11 protein-coding genes are annotated in these 17626 nt (G+C 69.1%); 3 read left to right on the top strand and 8 right to left on the bottom strand.

What is annotated here, in order from left to right; genetic code table 11:
• The first annotated feature begins 13 nt into the window (after window positions 1-13).
• From QFZ64_RS20635 to QFZ64_RS20625, 3 genes are all read left to right on the top strand, one after another.
• Complete coding sequence (locus QFZ64_RS20635; protein WP_307067863.1) at window positions 14-874, top strand: hypothetical protein; 861 nt, start codon at window positions 14-16, stop codon at window positions 872-874.
• 140 nt (window positions 875-1014) lie between these two features.
• Window positions 1015-1599 carry a hypothetical protein gene (locus QFZ64_RS20630; RefSeq protein WP_307067862.1) on the top strand — a complete coding sequence of 195 codons (585 nt, stop codon included), beginning with the start codon at window positions 1015-1017 and terminating at the stop codon, window positions 1597-1599.
• The gene (locus tag QFZ64_RS20625; RefSeq protein ID WP_307067860.1) at window positions 1596-2528 is read left to right on the top strand and encodes a hypothetical protein; all 933 of its coding nucleotides are present in this window, start codon (window positions 1596-1598) and stop codon (window positions 2526-2528) included. Before QFZ64_RS20630 ends, QFZ64_RS20625 begins: the two co-directional genes overlap by 4 nt.
• 404 nt (window positions 2529-2932) lie before the next feature.
• Here QFZ64_RS20625 and QFZ64_RS20620 read toward each other — a convergent pair whose 3' ends face one another.
• From QFZ64_RS20620 to QFZ64_RS20585, 8 genes are all read right to left on the bottom strand, one after another.
• Window positions 2933-4204: a hypothetical protein gene (locus QFZ64_RS20620; RefSeq protein WP_307067859.1), complete on the bottom strand. Its 1272-nt coding sequence runs from the start codon at window positions 4202-4204 to the stop codon at window positions 2933-2935.
• A gap of 278 nt (window positions 4205-4482) precedes the next feature.
• The gene (locus tag QFZ64_RS20615; protein ID WP_307067857.1) at window positions 4483-7725 is read right to left on the bottom strand and encodes a glycosyl hydrolase 115 family protein; all 3243 of its coding nucleotides are present in this window, start codon (window positions 7723-7725) and stop codon (window positions 4483-4485) included.
• A 605-nt stretch (window positions 7726-8330) separates the two neighbouring features.
• A complete protein-coding gene (tuf, locus tag QFZ64_RS20610; RefSeq protein WP_307067856.1) occupies window positions 8331-9524 on the bottom strand; it encodes an elongation factor Tu in 1194 nt (397 codons plus the stop codon).
• Window positions 9525-9668: 144 nt separating this feature from the next.
• Window positions 9669-11795, bottom strand: a complete 2127-nt coding sequence (gene fusA / locus QFZ64_RS20605) for an elongation factor G (RefSeq protein ID WP_307067854.1) — start codon at window positions 11793-11795, stop codon at window positions 9669-9671.
• Between the two features lie 39 nt (window positions 11796-11834).
• Window positions 11835-12305, bottom strand: coding sequence for a 30S ribosomal protein S7 (rpsG, locus tag QFZ64_RS20600; protein WP_003992340.1), 471 nt, complete (start codon window positions 12303-12305; stop codon window positions 11835-11837).
• 2 nt (window positions 12306-12307) lie between these two features.
• Window positions 12308-12679 carry a 30S ribosomal protein S12 gene (gene rpsL, locus QFZ64_RS20595; protein ID WP_003948652.1) on the bottom strand — a complete coding sequence of 124 codons (372 nt, stop codon included), beginning with the start codon at window positions 12677-12679 and terminating at the stop codon, window positions 12308-12310.
• Window positions 12680-12933: 254 nt separating this feature from the next.
• Window positions 12934-13401: a DUF1707 and DUF4190 domain-containing protein gene (locus QFZ64_RS20590; RefSeq protein ID WP_307071788.1), complete on the bottom strand. Its 468-nt coding sequence runs from the start codon at window positions 13399-13401 to the stop codon at window positions 12934-12936.
• A 260-nt stretch (window positions 13402-13661) separates the two neighbouring features.
• Window positions 13662-17567, bottom strand: a complete 3906-nt coding sequence (locus tag QFZ64_RS20585) for a DNA-directed RNA polymerase subunit beta' (RefSeq protein ID WP_307067852.1) — start codon at window positions 17565-17567, stop codon at window positions 13662-13664.
• Between the last annotated feature and the right edge of the window lie 59 nt (window positions 17568-17626).

The following is a 17626-nucleotide window of genomic DNA, read 5'->3' as shown; positions in this document are numbered from 1 at the left end:
GGAAAGCAACCACATGCTCAGCCCACCCCACGAAGCGATGCACCGCATCTTCCAGCACGACCCCGGACTCTTCAGCCGTGTGGCGCCACTGCTCGGCATTGCCGTACCCACGATCGTCGAGACCACTGTGCTGCCCTCGGCCATCGACACGAACAGCCCCGCCGGGTGTCGGCGGAACACGCAACTGCATCTGGAAACAGCGGGGCGAGGGTCATTCCTGCTGCTGATCGAGGCGCAGGACCGCAGGGCCTCCCGCAGGCCGGCGCACTGGGCACACCACGTCCCGTACCTGTGGACCCAGCACCAGCTGCCCACGGCCTTGCTGATCATGTGCTCCGACCAGGAGACGGCTCAGTGGGCCGGGCAGCCGGTGTCCAGTGGGCCGGTTCAACCACCCGCACTGACCCTGCGCCCCTTCGTGGCGAGCCCAAACAACCTGCCGCTGATCACCGATCTCGAGGAGGCCCGCGCCGACCCGGCGCTCGCCGCGCTCTCGGCCGTCATGCATCCGGCCGCTCCGCTCATCGGTTCCGCGCTGGAGGCGTTGTCCGCTTCCCTGCGGGATGTCCCGGACCTTCTTGCCTACCCGCTCACCGGTCTCACCGAGCTGGGTCTCCGCCTCCATCCGGCCAGGCACGCATGGAGTGATCTGATGCGGCCAATCATCAGGAGAAAAAGTCACGAGAGAGCCCGTATCGAACGCATCACGCGGACCCGCCGGGAAGATCTTCTGCTCATCCTGGCGGAACGGGGACTCATCCTCCCCGAAGATGCGCGCAGGCGAATCACATGGTGCCTCGACCCGGAGAGCCTTCGGCACTGGCTCCTCCGCTCCGTCACCGCGTCCTCCGTCGAAGAGATCTTCGACGACTGACCGGCTGCGCGCGGCGCGCCGCGGTGGCGGGCCGAATCATGAAAAGCCGTGACGGTCCGGACGACATCGCGGCAGGATGACCCGCACGGCAGGTCGTGACCTTCCTCGGACACTCACCGAACCGACAGGACCCACAGCTCGTGTTGCCTTCCTTCGCCGCGAATGGATTCCTTCCACTGGGCCGTTACTCGGTCTCCTTCGACGAAGCGGAATCTCTCCTCGTCGGCGCGCCGGAGTTCCGTGATTCCGCGACCCGCGCCCAACTGTGGGACGGATTGCACGACTACCTCGACAAGTTTCTCGCGCTCGAGGACGAGTACACGGACGCCCTCGGCGGACTCGTCCTCGTCCACAGGCTGTGGCTGGGAGGCAGCTACGTCAGCGCGAAACCCGACCCGCAGAACATCGACGCGACCCTGCTGATCGATACCAGAGCCGAGCGCGTGGTACGCGGCAAGCCTGGCTCCAAGTGGCTGACCACCGCGTTCAAGAGCCGGAACAGCATGAGGGAAAGGTATGGCGTCTCACCGATGAGAGTCGGGTACCGCCCTGTCGGCAATGTCTTCCGGCCTGAGGTCATGGCGCCCGAGGAACGGACATACTTCATGGAGAGAGGCGTGTGGGACGACTGGTGGCAGCGCTGCCGACTGCCTGATCACGCGGACCGTTCCCCGTCCGAGCGGAGTGCCGTCCCGGCACGCGGATACCTGGAGGTGCGACTGTGACCACCGGCGGCAGCTGGCGTGAGCGCAGGCGTGCGCTCCTGAGGGACGACCCCGGCGCCGTGGCGAGCGCGCGTCGCCTGCTGGAGGAGATGGGGACCGAGGAACGCGACGAAGAGGCGATCGAGGCGGATCACCGGGCAAGCCGCCTCGCCGTGGCACGCGAGTACGAACCGAACGCCCGCCTCGACGAAGAGCTCAGGCTCCGGCTCACCGGGCCCGACGCCGAGGGCGGCGCGCTGCGCTTCCAGTGGGGTGACGCCCTTCTCGATCCTGTAGAGAAGGCCGTCTCGCTGGCTTCGGGAACGCCGGTCCAGTTGGAACTCACCGGTGTATCGGCGGGCAGCACCGTGATCCACGCCCGCCCTGTGGCCGTGCCGCACTCACAGGACCAGTCGGCCCTGGATGCTCCGGCCGCCTCCGCGGCCAACAGCGGCATGCACACGCTCACAAAGCTGCTCGACGCGATCGAGTCCGAACAGGACGTGCGCGAATGGGCGCGGCTCTTCGACGCCGTGGACTCGATGGCCCGCGCACTGGACAAGTACGCGCTGGAACTGGGTGTGACCTGGTACGACGCGGAGGGCGGCATGTGCAGCGCCCGGCTGACGGAGCGCGGCCGCCACTACGTCGGACGCCTGCGCGACACCAGGCCGCGTGACCAGGAGCTCGCCATCTCCGGCAGGATCACGGAACTGCGCGAGAGTGGGTGGGTGAAGGTGAAGACCGGCACCGCGAAGAACGCCCCCGCCTACGACGTCCACTTCGAGGACCCCGCGGAGCTGCTCCGCATGCGCCCCGGTCTCGGAGACAACGTCCACTTCCGGGTCAGGTTCCGTCAACGCCTGGACTCCGTCGGTATCGCGCGGGCCACCGAGTACACATATCTGGGCCCCGCAGCGGAACAGCCCGCGCTTCCGCTGGACTCCTGAACCGAGTGACATGCACTACCTGGGGTAAGGCCCGGGCGCGGCGCTCAGCTCCTCACTCCTGCTCGACCACGAACGCGATGACCGCGCGCATTCGTACCCCGGTCCCGCGTGGTTGCAGATCACCGCGCACCGCTGCCTCCAGGCGACGGCGCCAAGCATCGGCGGCCCTGTCCACGTCCTCCGGGCGAGCTCGACCCGCACCCGGCGCGGGCGAGCGAAATCCTCGTGGCCGACCCGGCCGAAGTGGCCTCGCTGGTAGACCACTTCCCATGGCTCATCGCTCCGGACACGGGTCTCATACGACTCGCTTGAAGCCCCCGAGCCGAGTCAACGGCAGGACGGGACGCGCCGACGAGGCCGTGCGGCTCCCGTCGCGTGATGTCCCCGTTGTCCCGCGGTGCCCCTCACGTCCGCGTGACCGTCCCGCACTGGTCGCGTCCGGCGTCGTCCGGCAGCGCCTCGCTGCGGTCGTACGGGTCCGTTTCCGGGCCGGTGGCGGGGGCGCCCGTCGGGGTGTCGCCGGGGGAGACGGGGTGGATGTAGCCGTCGTACACGCCGCACTCGAAGTTGTAGAACTGGGCGTCGTTCTCGGCCAGCGACAGTTTGCCCCTGGTGGCGATCCACTTGGCCGGGTCGGCGAGCGTCATGGTCAGGTCGCGGCGCACGATGGTGCGCGCCACCCGGCTGTCGCCGCCGTCCGCGTCCGCGTGCACGAGCGGGTAGACGAAGCTGTAGTCCGCGTGGACCTGTATCTGGCCCGCCTTCCCGGCCTCGAACGTCAGGTGGCCGCGCACCTTGACCGTGTCACCGGCGAGCAGTACCTGCTTCGGGTCGAAGCGGGTGACGTAGTTCAGCGGGTCGTGCTCGCGTGCCGGGGTGCGCAGCGCGCTGTGGATCTGGGACAGCAGCTTCGGCTGTTCGGGGTCCAGGACCGCCAGCGCCTTGCCCGGGTCGCCGCCGCGCAGGACCTTCGGATCGAGGTTCGCCGCGACCAGGAACTCCTTCGTGCGGCGCAGCGCCAGCGCCACGTCGTCCTTGCTCATCCCGCCGACCGCCTTCGCGGCCGGCAGCACGATGGCGTCCGGGCCCTCGGCCCAGCCGCGGGCCGGTGAGCCGAGGAACGGGTGGGCGCGGGTGGGCGTCCCGGCCTGGTCCACGGCGTCGGGCGCGCCGGTCGGCAGGGCCGTCTCGGCCGGGAGCGCGGAGGGGGCCGAGTCGGCCGCCGAGTCGTGGCCGGGAAAGCGGTCGGTGAGGAGGGACGGGCGGATCGCTACCATCGCCAGCGCCACCGCGGCCAGCACACCGACCGCCGACCACAGTCCGCGCCGGCGCCCGCGGCCACCGTTCATCTCCTGCCAGGCGGGGCCCGTGCGCCAGCCGGGCGGGGTCGCGGGGGCGGCGGTCCGGGCCGCCTTCCGGCCTCCGCGACGCCACCTCCGGCCGCTGCGGCGCCACCTCCGGCCGCCCTTCCCCGCCCGCTCGGCCGCCTCGTCCTGCTCCCGCAGCCGCCGGGCCACCATCCGGGCCCGCGCCGACGGCTCCTTCGGCGGGGCCACGCCGCCGCCCTCCACCACGTCGCGCTGGAACGCCTCCCACTCCTCGTCGGATATGGATGACGCGGCGGGCAGGGCGGACGACTCCTCGTCGGGCTGCTCGGGGGGCGGGACGGTACTCACGGGCTCACTCTCGGGGTGCTGTGCGGATCGGGCCGCGGGATCGGGCCGTGCGCGGGGGTCTGATCATTCCTAGGTGGCATACGTGCTGTTCACAAGGGGTGCACGGGACCGTCACGAGAGCTGTGATCCAACCGGTACGGGTTCGAGGCCCATCCGTCCGCCGGAGTCCGCGACCGCCGTCGGGAGCACGCCGGCCGGCGGCCGCGGACCTGACCTCCGCGACCGCCGGCGTTCCGGGGCGGCGCCTCCCGGCACCGGTACGGCTCGGGCAGTACGACTCAGCCGCACACCTCGGCCAGGGAGGCTGCCGCGTCCCAGCGCAGCCGCCTGCTCTCCAGGGGCCCCAGGTACGTCGGTGTCAGCCCGCCGGTGTCGATCACCAGCCGTTGCAGCACGACCGTCGGGTCGACCATCCAGAACGTCAGGCGGTGTACACCGGCTGACCCGATCGTGTGCCGGGTGGCGGTGCGGTTGACGTTGTCCGAGGTGTGGCGGGCCCACTGCCTGTTCATGATTCCGTCGTCCGCGCCGGTGGCGCCGATGACGTCCACGGTCTGCGGGGCGTCGTCGTCGAAGGAGACCGCGTACCGCAGCCCGGCGTGGGCGAGTGCCGGATTGCGGGGCGACAGGTACGCCCACACGGTGACCTCGCCCGGGGTCAGGACGCTCACCTCGTACTCCAGGCGGGGCGAGGTCCCACCGGGGGTCTGCGCGGCGGCCGTGACCGGCACCGGTGTCATGCCCGCGCCGGTGCGGCCGATGCCGTCGACGCGCTGCCACTCCACTCCGCGGGCGCCGACCGCGCGGCTGTGGTGCTCGGCGTCGATCGCGATGTAGCCGCCCGCCTCGACGAAGCCGCGCAGCGCGCGGGCGGTGCGCCGGTCGGGCCGGTGGGCCACAGCGGTGACGGTGACGGTCCGGCTGCCGGGGCCGTGCACCACGAGGTCGGCCTCGCTCCTGCCCTCCGGTGCCTTCGCCCAGTCGACCTCGACGGTCACGCGCACCTGCTGGTCCACCGTGCCGTGCGGGCGGTCGACGCGCAGCCAGCGGGCGGAGGTGGTGACGCGGTAGTCGAAGGGGCGGCGGCCCCGGTTGAAGACCTCGACGTACTGCTCGGGCCGGGTCTGGTAGGGACTGAACTCGGGCAGCACGGCCCGCTGTTCGGCGTGCGGCCACCAGTGGGCGGAGCCGTCGACCGCCACGCCCAGCTCCGCCCGGTTCGGCAGCTCGATGCGCCGGACGGCGGGGAAGAGCACGTCGGGGATGGCGACGTTGTTCAGCTCGGGCTGCTGCCACGGCGCGTTGGGCCCGTACCGGTCGACGTCGCCGTAGTCGATGTGCGGCTGGGTCTGGAACCCCTTCCATTTGCCGCCCGCCACCAGGTTGTTGAAGCGGTCCTGGAGGGCGAAGTCGTCCTTGAGGCGGGCCTCGGCGCTGGTCGCGCGGGCGTTGGTGGCGGCCCGGCCCTGCGCGGCGTAGAGGAGGTTGGTGAACTCGGCCTCGCGCAGCGCGTAGAGGTTGGCGGTGGCCCCGACCTCGTAGCCGACGAGTTCGAACCAGGCGTCCTGAGCGCCCTCGGGCAGCCGCCGGGCGGCCTTCTCGGCGCGCTCGGCGAGCCGGCGCCACTGCGCGGTGGCACGTTCCAGTTCGCGGTGATCGGTGAGCGAGAAGGGGGTCGCCTGATCGTCGTAGACGATCGCGGACTCGTCCTCGGTGGGGTTCTTGTCCGGGTCGAGGGTGATCCTCCGGTTGAGCAGTTCGGGCTTGCGGACGGACTGGAGCCGCGCGTACTCGGCGAGGATCGAGGCGATCGCGGTGGACCGGGCCTCACCGAAGTTCTGCCGGGCGTAGCGGCGCTCCCACTCGGGGAGGGCGTCGAGGTCCCAGCGGCCTGGGTTCCAGGCGTAGTCGAGGAAGAACTGGGTGGGCAGCTCGTTGCCCTTGAGATCACCCGTATTGGTGACCCACAGTCCGTGGTTGCCGTAGGCGACGGCCTGGCGGAGCTGGTCCCACATGTTCGGCAGGGAGGTGGTGTCGACCCACTTGTAGTTGCGGCCCGCGCCCACGTAGTCGAAGTGGTAGTACAGCCCGTAACCGCCGGAGCGGGCGGGCTCCGCGGGATCGGGGTGCTTGCGGATGTTGCCCCAGTTGTCGTCGGTGAGGACGACGGTGACGTCGTCGGGGACGCGCAGGCCGCGGTCCCAGTAGCGCTGGACCTCCTTGTAGAGCGTCCAGACCTGGGGAACGGTGGTGACGTCCTTGCCGGTGACGTCGGCGAGGATCTTCCGCTGGGTGGCGATGATCTCCCGCATCAGCTCGATGCCGTCGCCGTCGGGGAGGCTGGTGTCGCCGTTGCCGCGCATGCCGAGGGTGACCACGCCCTCGAAGTCCTGTTCGACCATCCGGCGGATGCCGTCGGCCCAGTACTTCTTCAGCGCGTCGGCGTTGTTGCGGAAGGACCACTCGCCGGTTCCGCCGTACGGGTCGTGGCCGGGGGTGACGATCGTGCCGTCCTTGTCGCGGACGGCGGCCACGGCGTGCCGGTTCCACTCCTCGATGCCGCGCATCATGGGCGCCTCGTGCGAGGTGCCCATGACGATGCCGTACCGGGTGGCGCGGGCGTGGTTCTCCGGGTCGTCCTCGGCGAAGGCGCGGCCCCACACCGCCGGCCACAGGTAGTTCGCCTTCAGCCTGAGCAGCAGTTCGAAGACCTTGGCGTAGAAGTCGGCGTTGAAACCGCCCTCGTGCCCCTGCGCCTTGCCGGGGCCGAAGTGGGCTGGGGCCCAGGTGCCGAGCGCGGGGTTCTCGTCGTTGAGGAAGACGCCGCGGTACTTCACGGCGGGGGTGCCCTGAGTGTGCCGGCCGGGCCGGACGTAGAGGGCCTCGCGGTGGACGGGCCGGACATCGTCCCACCAGTACCAGGGGGAGACGCCGATGCCGAGGCTGACGTCGTAGGCGCCGAAGACGGTGCCGCGCTGGTCGCTGCCCACGATCACGAAGGCGCGGTCCACGCCGGGGAACGGGTGCTCGACGACCGTCTGGAGCGAGGTCTCCCACCTGCCCTCGACGCCTCCGACGTCCAGCTTCCCGCTCGCCACCAGGCCGTCGACGAGGGCGCTGCGGCCGAGGGTGCCGAGCACGACCACCTCACGGGCGGCGGGCAGCTTGTCCCTGCCGGTGTGCGCGAGGGCGGGGCGGACGCCGGTGACGCGCTCGATGTCGTCCCTCAGATCACCGGCGACGCGCAGCACACCGGCGTGGTCGCCGCCGTCGACGGCGATCGGCACCGCGCGCCCGGCACGCACGAGCGCGAGTGCGCCGGGCCGGGGCGTGAAGGAGACGTAGGCGCCGGGATCCGTCGCCCGCGGCCGACTCCCGGCCGCGGGCGCGGCCGACTGGGCGTGCGCCGCCCCCGCCAGCCCCGGCACGCCCCCGAGCAGCCCGAGCCCCAGCGCACTCCCCGCCCCTGCCCCGATCACGGCCCTCCGACTCGGCCGCCGACCGCCGCCGTCCCTGTCCATGCGCTCCTCCGTCCACCACGGCCCGCGACCGACTGGTCATGACCGCGCCACATCATGGTTCGGAGAATTCCCCGAAACAATAGGCCGTCGGCTACGGCAGACTTTCGGTCTCCGGGGTGCCGGGAGTCCAGGAGGTCTCCGGGGTCCCGGGAGTCCAGGAGAGGGTCACGTCTCATCGAGGTGCAGGGGACAGCAGTCCCCCACCCCCGGGGGTCCAGGGGGCAGAGCCCCCTCGGGGCCGACGGCGCCCCTCATGTCCCGACGGGGTGCAAGCGCGCAGCCCCGCGGGGACACGGGCGGGCGGAGCCCGGGGTCGGGGGCACAGGGGGCTTAGCCCCCGCCGGGGTCGAAGGGGGCGGAGCCCCTGGGGGACGGGAAGGGTAGGGGCGGCGGGGGCGAAACCCCCCGGGCCGTCGGCCCCCGCACGCGCACAAGCAACCGACCCCCGCCGGCGCACGACCCCCTCGCGCAAGCGAACCCCCTCCGGCCGACCCACCCAGCCGGCCGCCCCCGCCCCCAACGCGAAGGGCCCGTACGACCGAAGTCGTACGGGCCCTCTCACACACGTGCTCGCAGCGGAGCTACCAGGCCGAAGCCGTCAAGTGTTACTTGACGATCTTGGTGACCTGGCCGGCGCCGACGGTCCGGCCACCCTCACGGATGGCGAACTTGAGGCCCTCCTCCATGGCGACGGGCTGGATGAGCTCCACCTTCATCTCGGTGTTGTCACCCGGCATGACCATCTCGGTGCCCTCGGGGAGGGTCACCACGCCGGTCACGTCCGTCGTACGGAAGTAGAACTGCGGGCGGTAGTTGTTGAAGAACGGCGTGTGGCGGCCGCCCTCGTCCTTGGACAGGATGTACGCCTGCGCCTCGAACTCGGTGTGCGGGGTGACCGAGCCCGGCTTGATGATGACCTGGCCGCGCTCGACGTCCTCGCGCTTGATGCCGCGGAGCAGCAGACCGACGTTCTCACCGGCCTGACCCTCGTCCAGCAGCTTCCGGAACATCTCGATGCCGGTGACCGTGGTGGTGGTCTTCTCCTGCTTGATGCCGACGATGTCCACGGTCTCGTTGACCTTGAGGACACCGCGCTCGATACGACCGGTGACGACCGTGCCACGACCGGTGATCGTGAAGACGTCCTCGATCGGCATCAGGAACGGCTTGTCGACGTCACGCTCGGGCTGCGGGATCGCCTCGTCGACGGCGGCCATCAGGTTCAGGACCGACTGGCCCCACTCCTTGTCGCCCTCGAGCGCCTTGAGCGCCGAGACGCGCACGACCGGAAGGTCGTCGCCCGGGAACTCGTACTCGGAGAGGAGCTCACGGACCTCGAGCTCGACGAGCTCCATGATCTCCTCGTCGTCCACCATGTCGGCCTTGTTCAGGGCGACGACGATGTACGGGACGCCGACCTGGCGGGCCAGGAGCACGTGCTCCTTGGTCTGCGGCATCGGGCCGTCGGTGGCGGCGACCACCAGGATGGCGCCGTCCATCTGCGCCGCACCGGTGATCATGTTCTTGATGTAGTCCGCGTGACCGGGGCAGTCGACGTGGGCGTAGTGACGCGACTCGGTCTGGTACTCGACGTGCGCGATGGAGATGGTGATACCGCGCTGGCGCTCCTCAGGAGCCTTGTCGATCTGGTCGAAGGCCGAGGCCTCGTTCAGGTCCGGGTACGCGTCGTGCAGCACCTTGGTAATGGCGGCCGTGAGGGTCGTCTTACCGTGGTCGATGTGACCGATGGTGCCGATGTTGACGTGCGGCTTAGTCCGCTCGAACTTCGCCTTCGCCACTGGGGTCCTCCTGTGGAGTGGTTCTGTACGCCTTACTCATCGGCGCCAGGATGATCTTTGCTGGGGTGCCGCCCGCCGGGATTCTCCCTCACCGGTCGAATCCCGGCGGTCGGTGTCAAGCCTAAAGCGTGTGAACGGGGTGCGTTACTCGCCCTTGGCCTTCGCGATGATCTCCTCGGCGACGTTCCGGGGAACCTCGGCGTAGGAGTCGAACTGCATCGAGTAGCTCGCGCGACCCGATGTCTTGCTGCGGAGGTCGCCGACGTAGCCGAACATCTCCGACAGCGGGACCAGGCCCTTGACGACGCGGGCGCCGGCACGCTCCTCCATGGCCTGGATCTGGCCACGGCGGGAGTTGATGTCGCCGATCACATCGCCCATGTAGTCCTCGGGCGTGGTGACCTCGACGGCCATCATCGGCTCGAGCAGCACGGGGCTGGCCTTGCGCGCGGCCTCCTTGAACGCCTGCGAACCGGCGATCTTGAAGGCGAGCTCGGAGGAGTCGACCTCGTGGTAGCCACCGTCGATGAGCGTGACGCGGACGCCCGTCATCTCGTAGCCGGCCAGGATGCCGAACTGCATGGCCTCCTGCGCACCGGCGTCGACCGAAGGGATGTACTCCTTCGGGATACGGCCACCGGTGACCTTGTTCACGAACTCGTAGCTCGCGTCGCCGCCCTCGATGGGCTCGATCGCGATCTGCACCTTGGCGAACTGACCGGTACCACCGGTCTGCTTCTTGTGGGTGTAGTCCACGCGCTCGACGGCCTTACGGATCGTCTCACGGTAGGCGACCTGCGGCTTGCCGACGTTGGCCTCGACCTTGAACTCGCGCCGCATCCGGTCGACCAGCACCTCGAGGTGAAGCTCGCCCATGCCGCCGATGACGGTCTGGCCGGTCTCCTCGTTGGTGTGCACCTGGAAGGAGGGGTCCTCCTCCGCGAGACGCTGGATGGCGACACCCAGCTTCTCCTGGTCGCCCTTGGACTTGGGCTCGATCGCGACCTCGATGACCGGCGCCGGGAAGTCCATGGACTCCAGGATGACCGGGTTCTTCTCGTCCGCGAGCGTCTCACCGGTGGTGGTCTGCTTCAGGCCCATGACGGCGACGATGTCGCCGGCGCCCACCGACTCGATCTCCTCACGCTTGTTGGCGTGCATGCGGTAGATCTTGCCGATGCGCTCCTTGCGGCCCTTGACCGAGTTCAGCACGGCGGTGCCGGACTGCAGACGGCCGGAGTACACGCGGACGAACGTGAGCTTGCCCAGGTGCGGGTCGCTCATGATCTTGAACGCGAGCGCGGACAGCGGCTCGTCCTCGGACGGCTTGCGCTTGACGACGACCTCGGGGTCCTTGACGTCGTGGCCCTCGATGGCCTCGACGTCGAGCGGGGTCGGCAGGTAGCGCACGACCGCGTCGAGCAGGGGCTGGACGCCCTTGTTCTTGAACGCGGTACCGCAGAACACCGGGGTGACCGTGATGTCGTTGGACTTGCCGGAGGCGATGGTGATGCGACGGATCGCCGCGTACAGCTGCTCCTCGGTGGGCTCCTGGCCCTCCAGGAACAGCTCCATCATCTCCTCGTCGTTCTCCGCGACGGCCTCGACCAGCTTGCCGCGCCACTCCTCGGCGGCCTCGGTGTGCGTGGCCGGGATGTCGACGACGTCGTACATCTCGCCCTTGGCCGCCTCGGCGGACCACACGAGCGCCTTCATGCGGACCAGGTCCACGACGCCCTTGAAGTCGGCCTCGGCACCGATCGGGAGCTGCATGACGAGCGGCTGGGCGCCCAGGCGGTCCGAGATCATGTCCACGCAGCGGTGGAACTCGGCACCCGTACGGTCCAGCTTGTTGACGAAGCAGATGCGCGGCACGCCGTAACGGTCGGCCTGACGCCACACCGTCTCGGACTGCGGCTCGACACCGGCGACACCGTCGAACACCGTCACGGCACCGTCGAGCACACGCAGGGAGCGCTCCACCTCGACGGTGAAGTCGACGTGCCCCGGGGTGTCGATGATGTTGATGGTGTAGTCGTTGTCCTCGAGGGGCCAGTGACAGGTGGTCGCAGCAGACGTGATCGTGATGCCACGCTCCTGCTCCTGCTCCATCCAGTCCATCGTGGCGGCGCCGTCGTGGACCTCACCGATCTTGTACGAAACGCCGGTGTAGAACAGGATCCGCTCAGTGGTGGTCGTCTTGCCCGCGTCGATGTGGGCCATGATCCCGATGTTGCGGACCTTGGCCAGGTCAAGTGAAGTGGTAGCCATAAGGCTTCAGTCTTCTCTCGGTCTCGATGTGGGTAGCGACTACCAGCGGTAGTGCGCGAAGGCCTTGTTGGACTCGGCCATCTTGTGCGTGTCCTCGCGCTTCTTCACCGCGGCACCGAGGCCGTTGGAAGCGTCGAGGAGCTCGTTGAGCAGGCGCTCGGTCATGGTCTTCTCGCGACGGGCGCGGGAGTAACCGACCAGCCAGCGCAGCGCGAGCGTGTTGGCGCGACCGGGCTTGACCTCGATCGGCACCTGGTACGTGGCGCCACCGACACGGCGGGACTTGACCTCGAGGGTCGGCTTGATGTTCTCCAGCGCGCGCTTCAGCGTGATGATCGGGTCGTTGCCCGTCTTCTCACGCAGACCCTCCATGGCGCCGTAGACGATGCGCTCGGCGGTGGAGCGCTTGCCGTTCAGCAGCACCTTGTTGATCAGGGAGGTCACCAGAGGAGAGCCGTAGACCGGGTCGATGATGACCGGACGCTTCGGGGCGGGGCCCTTACGAGGCATTCTTACTTCTCCTTCTTGGCGCCGTAGCGGCTGCGGGCCTGCTTGCGGTTCTTGACACCCTGGGTGTCGAGCGAACCACGGATGATCTTGTAACGAACACCCGGCAGGTCCTTCACACGGCCGCCGCGCACGAGCACGATGGAGTGCTCCTGCAGGTTGTGTCCCTCACCCGGAATGTAAGCGGTGACCTCGATGCCGCTGGTCAGACGCACACGCGCGACCTTGCGGAGGGCCGAGTTCGGCTTCTTCGGGGTGGTCGTGAACACACGCGTGCAGACGCCGCGACGCTGGGGCGAACCCTCGAGTGCGGGCGTCTTGTTCTTCTCGACCTTGTCCTGCCGGCCCTTCCGGACCAGCTGCTGGATCGTAGGCACTACTTCTCCGGTTTCTGTGTGCCGATGGGTACAGCTAACCTGGAACATCTCCGACCCACGCGGTCGGGTGTGTCGAATACTGCAGATCCCCGCCGCGAGGCAGAAAAGGCGCAGATCACGGTGGCCGGTGACGGCTCCCCGTACGGGTGCAGGCACGCACGAGGGCCAGGGCACACCCCAGGCACAAGGTCTGAGCGTACCTACCGCATCGGCTGCGGTCAAAACAACTTCTCCGCGGCCGACCGCCGCCGGGGCTACGACATCGACGCCGCCGCGACCACGAAGAGCACGAACAGCGTCCAGCCCGCGATCGACAGCCAGCCCAGGATGAGGCCGGCGAGCGCGAAGCCGTCGCCCCCCTCGCCCGTGCGACGTATCTCGCTGCGGGCGGTGTGGCCCAGCACCACCGCGGGGATACCGGTGAGCCCCGCCGTCATCGTCGTCAGGATGCCGCACACCAGGGCGCCCACGGCCTTGCCGTTGTTGGGCGGGGGCAGCGCCGGCGCCGGCAGGAACGTACGCGGCACGGGGCCCATGGAGGGCTGCACCGGGACCGGTCCCTGCGGCAGGTCGGCGACGAGCAGCCCGAGCTCCCCCACCGTGCGCGCCTCGTAGGCCCGCGCGACGCGCCGCTCCAGCTCCGCCTGCTGCAGCCGCCCCTCGCTGAAGCCCGCTCTGAGCACGTCCACAGCCCGCTCACGGTCCGCGTGGGACGCGAGCATCGACGAGCCGTGCTGGGCGTTCTGCCCGTTCCACGGCTGCCACGGTGTCGGGTACGTCACGGAATACCTCCCCCGGCGGCGGTATGGCCTCCATCATCTTCGAACGCGCCCGGAAGCGCGATGGTTCCCCCCAGCCCCGAAGACGACCGGGAAGGCGCCCGGGACCGCCCCGGAAGGCCGTACACGCCGACGGGCGGCCACCCCTGGAGGTGACCGCCCGTCGGTCTGCCGCGGGCCGCCTGCGCGGCCCGCGCCGATGACTACTGGTTGTACGGACCGTAGTCGTAGTCCTCCAGCGGCACCGCCTGGCCGGAGCCCGTGCCGAACGGCGAGTAGTCGATGTCGTCGTAACCGACTGCCGAGTACATCGCCGCCTTGGCCTCCTCGGTCGGCTCGACCCGGATGTTGCGGTAGCGGGACAGACCCGTACCGGCCGGGATGAGCTTGCCGATGATGACGTTCTCCTTGAGGCCGATCAGGCTGTCGGACTTGGCGTTGATCGCCGCGTCCGTCAGGACCCTGGTCGTCTCCTGGAAGGAGGCGGCCGACAGCCAGGACTCCGTCGCCAGCGAGGCCTTGGTGATACCCATCAGCTGCGGACGACCGGAGGCCGGGTGACCGTTCTCCTGGACCACACGACGGTTCTCGGTCTCGAACTTGCCGCGCTCGACGAGCTCGCCCGGCAGCAGTTCCGCGTCGCCGGACTCGATGATCGTGACCCGGCGGAGCATCTGCCGGATGATGATCTCGATGTGCTTGTCGTGGATCGACACGCCCTGCGAGTTGTAGACCTTCTGGACCTCGCCGACCAGGTGCACCTGGACCGCGCGCTGGCCGAGGATGCGCAGCACGTCGTGCGGGTTGGTGGCACCCACCGTGAGCTTCTGGCCCACGTCGACGTGATCGCCCTCGGAGACCAGCAGACGGGCACGCTTGGAGATCGGGAACGCCGTCTCGTCGCTGCCGTCGTCCGGGGTGACGACGATCTTCTTCGTCTTCTCGGTCTCCTCGATCCGCACGCGGCCGGCGGCCTCGGAGATCGGGGCGACACCCTTCGGGGTACGGGCCTCGAAGAGCTCGACGACACGCGGCAGACCCTGCGTGATGTCGTCACCGGCCACACCACCGGTGTGGAAGGTACGCATCGTCAGCTGGGTGCCGGGCTCACCGATGGACTGGGCGGCGATGATGCCGACCGCCTCACCGATGTCGACCAGCTTGCCGGTGGCCAGCGAACGGCCGTAGCACATGGCGCAGGTGCCGACCGCGGACTCGCAGGTCAGGACCGAGCGGGTCTTGACCTCCTCGACGCCGTGCTTGACGAGCTCCTCGATGAGGACGTCGCCCAGGTCGGTGCCGGCCGGGGCCAGCACCTTGCCCTCGACGACGATGTCCTCGGCGAGGCAGCGCGCGTACACGGACGTCTCGACGTCCTCGGTCTTGGCCAGCACGCCGTCCGCGCCGCGCTCGGCGATCTTCAGCCGCAGGCCGCGGTCGGTGCCGCAGTCCTCCTCGCGGATGATGACGTCCTGCGAGACGTCGACCAGACGACGGGTGAGGTAACCCGAGTCGGCCGTACGCAGGGCGGTGTCCGCCAGACCCTTACGGGCACCGTGCGTGGAGATGAAGTACTCCAGCACGGACAGGCCCTCACGGAAGGACGCCTTGATGGGACGCGGGATCGTCTCGTTCTTGGCGTTGGACACCAGACCACGCATACCGGCGATCTGACGCATCTGCATCATGTTTCCGCGCGCACCCGAGTCGACCATCATGAAGATGGGGTTCGTCTTCGGGAAGTTCGCGTTCATCGCCTCGGCGACCTCGTTGGTCGCCTTGGTCCAGATCGCGATGAGCTCCTGCGTGCGCTCTTCCTTGGTGATCAGACCGCGCTCGTACTGCTTCTGGACCTTCTCGTCCTGCGCCTCGTAGCCCTTGACGATCTCCTTCTTCGCCTCGGGAACGACGACGTCGGAGATGGCCACGGTGACGCCGGAGCGGGTGCCCCAGTAGAAGCCCGCCGCCTTCAGGTTGTCGAGCGTCGCCGCCACGATCACCTTGGGGTAGCGCTCGGCCAGGTCGTTGACGATCTCGCCGAGCTGCTTCTTGCCCACCGAGTAGTCGACGAACGGGTAGTCCTCGGGCAGCAGCTCGTTGAAGAGCGCGCGGCCCAGGGTCGTCCGCAGCCGGAACGGGTCGCCGGGCTGCCAGGCGGCGGCGTCGGCGTCGTCCTCGGAGACCGGCGGGGTCCAGCCGCGCGGCGGGATGGTGCCCACCGGGAAACGGATGTCGACGGGCGACTGGAGGGCCAGCTCGCCGGCGTCGAACGCCATGGTCGCCTCGGCGGTGGAGCCGAACGCGCGGCCCTCGCCCTTGGTGTCCCGCATCTCGCCGTCGGTGGTGAGGAAGAACAGACCGAGGACCATGTCCTGGGTCGGCATCGTCACCGGACGGCCGTCGGCGGGCTTGAGGATGTTGTTCGAGGACAGCATCAGGATGCGGGCCTCGGCCTGCGCCTCCGCGGACAGCGGCAGGTGCACGGCCATCTGGTCACCGTCGAAGTCCGCGTTGAACGCGGTGCAGACGAGCGGGTGGATCTGGATGGCCTTGCCCTCGACCAGCTGCGGCTCGAAGGCCTGGATGCCGAGGCGGTGCAGGGTGGGCGCACGGTTCAGCAGCACCGGGTGCTCGGCGATGACCTCTTCGAGGACGTCGTACACCACGGTGCGGCCGCGCTCGACCATGCGCTTGGCCGACTTGATGTTCTGCGCGTGGTTCAGGTCGACCAGGCGCTTCATCACGAACGGCTTGAACAGCTCCAGCGCCATCGCCTTCGGCAGACCGCACTGGTGCAGCTTGAGCTGCGGACCGACGACGATCACGGAACGCGCGGAGTAGTCCACGCGCTTGCCGAGCAGGTTCTGACGGAAGCGGCCCTGCTTGCCCTTGAGCATGTCGGACAGCGACTTCAGCGGACGGTTGCCGGGGCCCGTGACCGGGCGGCCGCGGCGGCCGTTGTCGAAGAGCGCGTCGACGGCCTCCTGGAGCATGCGCTTCTCGTTGTTCACGATGATCTCGGGCGCGCCGAGGTCGAGAAGCCGCTTCAGGCGGTTGTTGCGGTTGATGACACGGCGGTACAGGTCGTTCAGGTCGGAGGTCGCGAAGCGGCCACCGTCCAGCTGCACCATCGGACGCAGGTCCGGCGGGATGACCGGGACGCAGTCCAGGACCATGCCCTTGGGGCTGTTGGACGTCTGCAGGAACGCGGAGACGACCTTCAGCCGCTTCAGGGCGCGGGTCTTCTTCTGGCCCTTGCCGGTGCGGATGATCTCGCGGAGGCGCTCGGCCTCCTCGTCGAGGTCGAAGGACTCCAGGCGCTTCTGCAGCGCCGCGGCACCCATCGAGCCGTCGAAGTAGGTGCCGAAGCGGTCGCGCAGTTCGCGGTAGAGCAGCTCGTCACCCTCGAGGTCCTGGACCTTGAGGTTCTTGAACCGGGTCCACACCTCGTCGAGACGGTCGATCTCGCGCTGGGCGCGGTCGCGCAGCTGCTTCATCTCGCGCTCGGCGCCCTCGCGCACCTTGCGGCGCACGTCGGCCTTGGCACCCTCGGCCTCGAGCTCGGCCAGGTCGGTCTCGAGCTTCTTGGCGCGGGCCTCGAGGTCGGCGTCGCGGCGGTTCTCGATCTGCTGGCGCTCGACGGAGACGTGCGCCTCCAGCGAGGGCAGGTCGCGGGTGCGGCGCTCCTCGTCGACGTACGTGATCATGTACGCCGCGAAGTAGATGACCTTCTCCAGGTCCTTCGGGGCGAGGTCGAGCAGGTAGCCGAGGCGCGACGGGACGCCCTTGAAGTACCAGATGTGCGTGACGGGGGCGGCCAGTTCGATGTGGCCCATCCGCTCACGGCGCACCTTGGCGCGCGTGACCTCGACGCCACAGCGCTCACAGATGATGCCCTTGAAGCGGACGCGCTTGTACTTGCCGCAGTAGCACTCCCAGTCCCGGGTGGGGCCGAAGATCTTCTCGCAGAAGAGCCCGTCCTTTTCCGGCTTGAGGGTGCGGTAGTTGATGGTCTCGGGCTTCTTGACCTCACCGTGGCTCCACTGACGGATGTCGTCAGCGGTGGCCAGGCCGATCCGGAGCTCATCGAAGAAGTTGACGTCGAGCACTATGCGTCAATCCCTCTCAGGGTTGTAAGTCTGTGGTCTGAAACGGGGGTCGCGGGATC

This window comes from Streptomyces sp. B3I8 (assembly GCF_030816915.1).
Lineage (GTDB): Bacteria > Actinomycetota > Actinomycetes > Streptomycetales > Streptomycetaceae > Streptomyces.
This window is presented reverse-complemented; position numbering and strand designations above follow the sequence as displayed.

Bases quoted from the DNA above. Each gene is read 5' to 3' on its own strand.
- QFZ64_RS20635 (WP_307067863.1), top strand. From the start codon at position 14: ATGCTCAGCCCACCCCACGAAGCGATGCACCGCATCTTCCAGCACGAC.
- QFZ64_RS20615 (WP_307067857.1), bottom strand. From the start codon at position 7,725: ATGGACAGGGACGGCGGCGGTCGGCGGCCGAGTCGGAGGGCCGTGATC.
- fusA (WP_307067854.1), bottom strand. From the start codon at position 11,795: ATGGCTACCACTTCACTTGACCTGGCCAAGGTCCGCAACATCGGGATC.
- rpsG (WP_003992340.1), bottom strand. From the start codon at position 12,305: ATGCCTCGTAAGGGCCCCGCCCCGAAGCGTCCGGTCATCATCGACCCG.
- QFZ64_RS20590 (WP_307071788.1), bottom strand. From the start codon at position 13,401: ATGCTCGCGTCCCACGCGGACCGTGAGCGGGCTGTGGACGTGCTCAGA.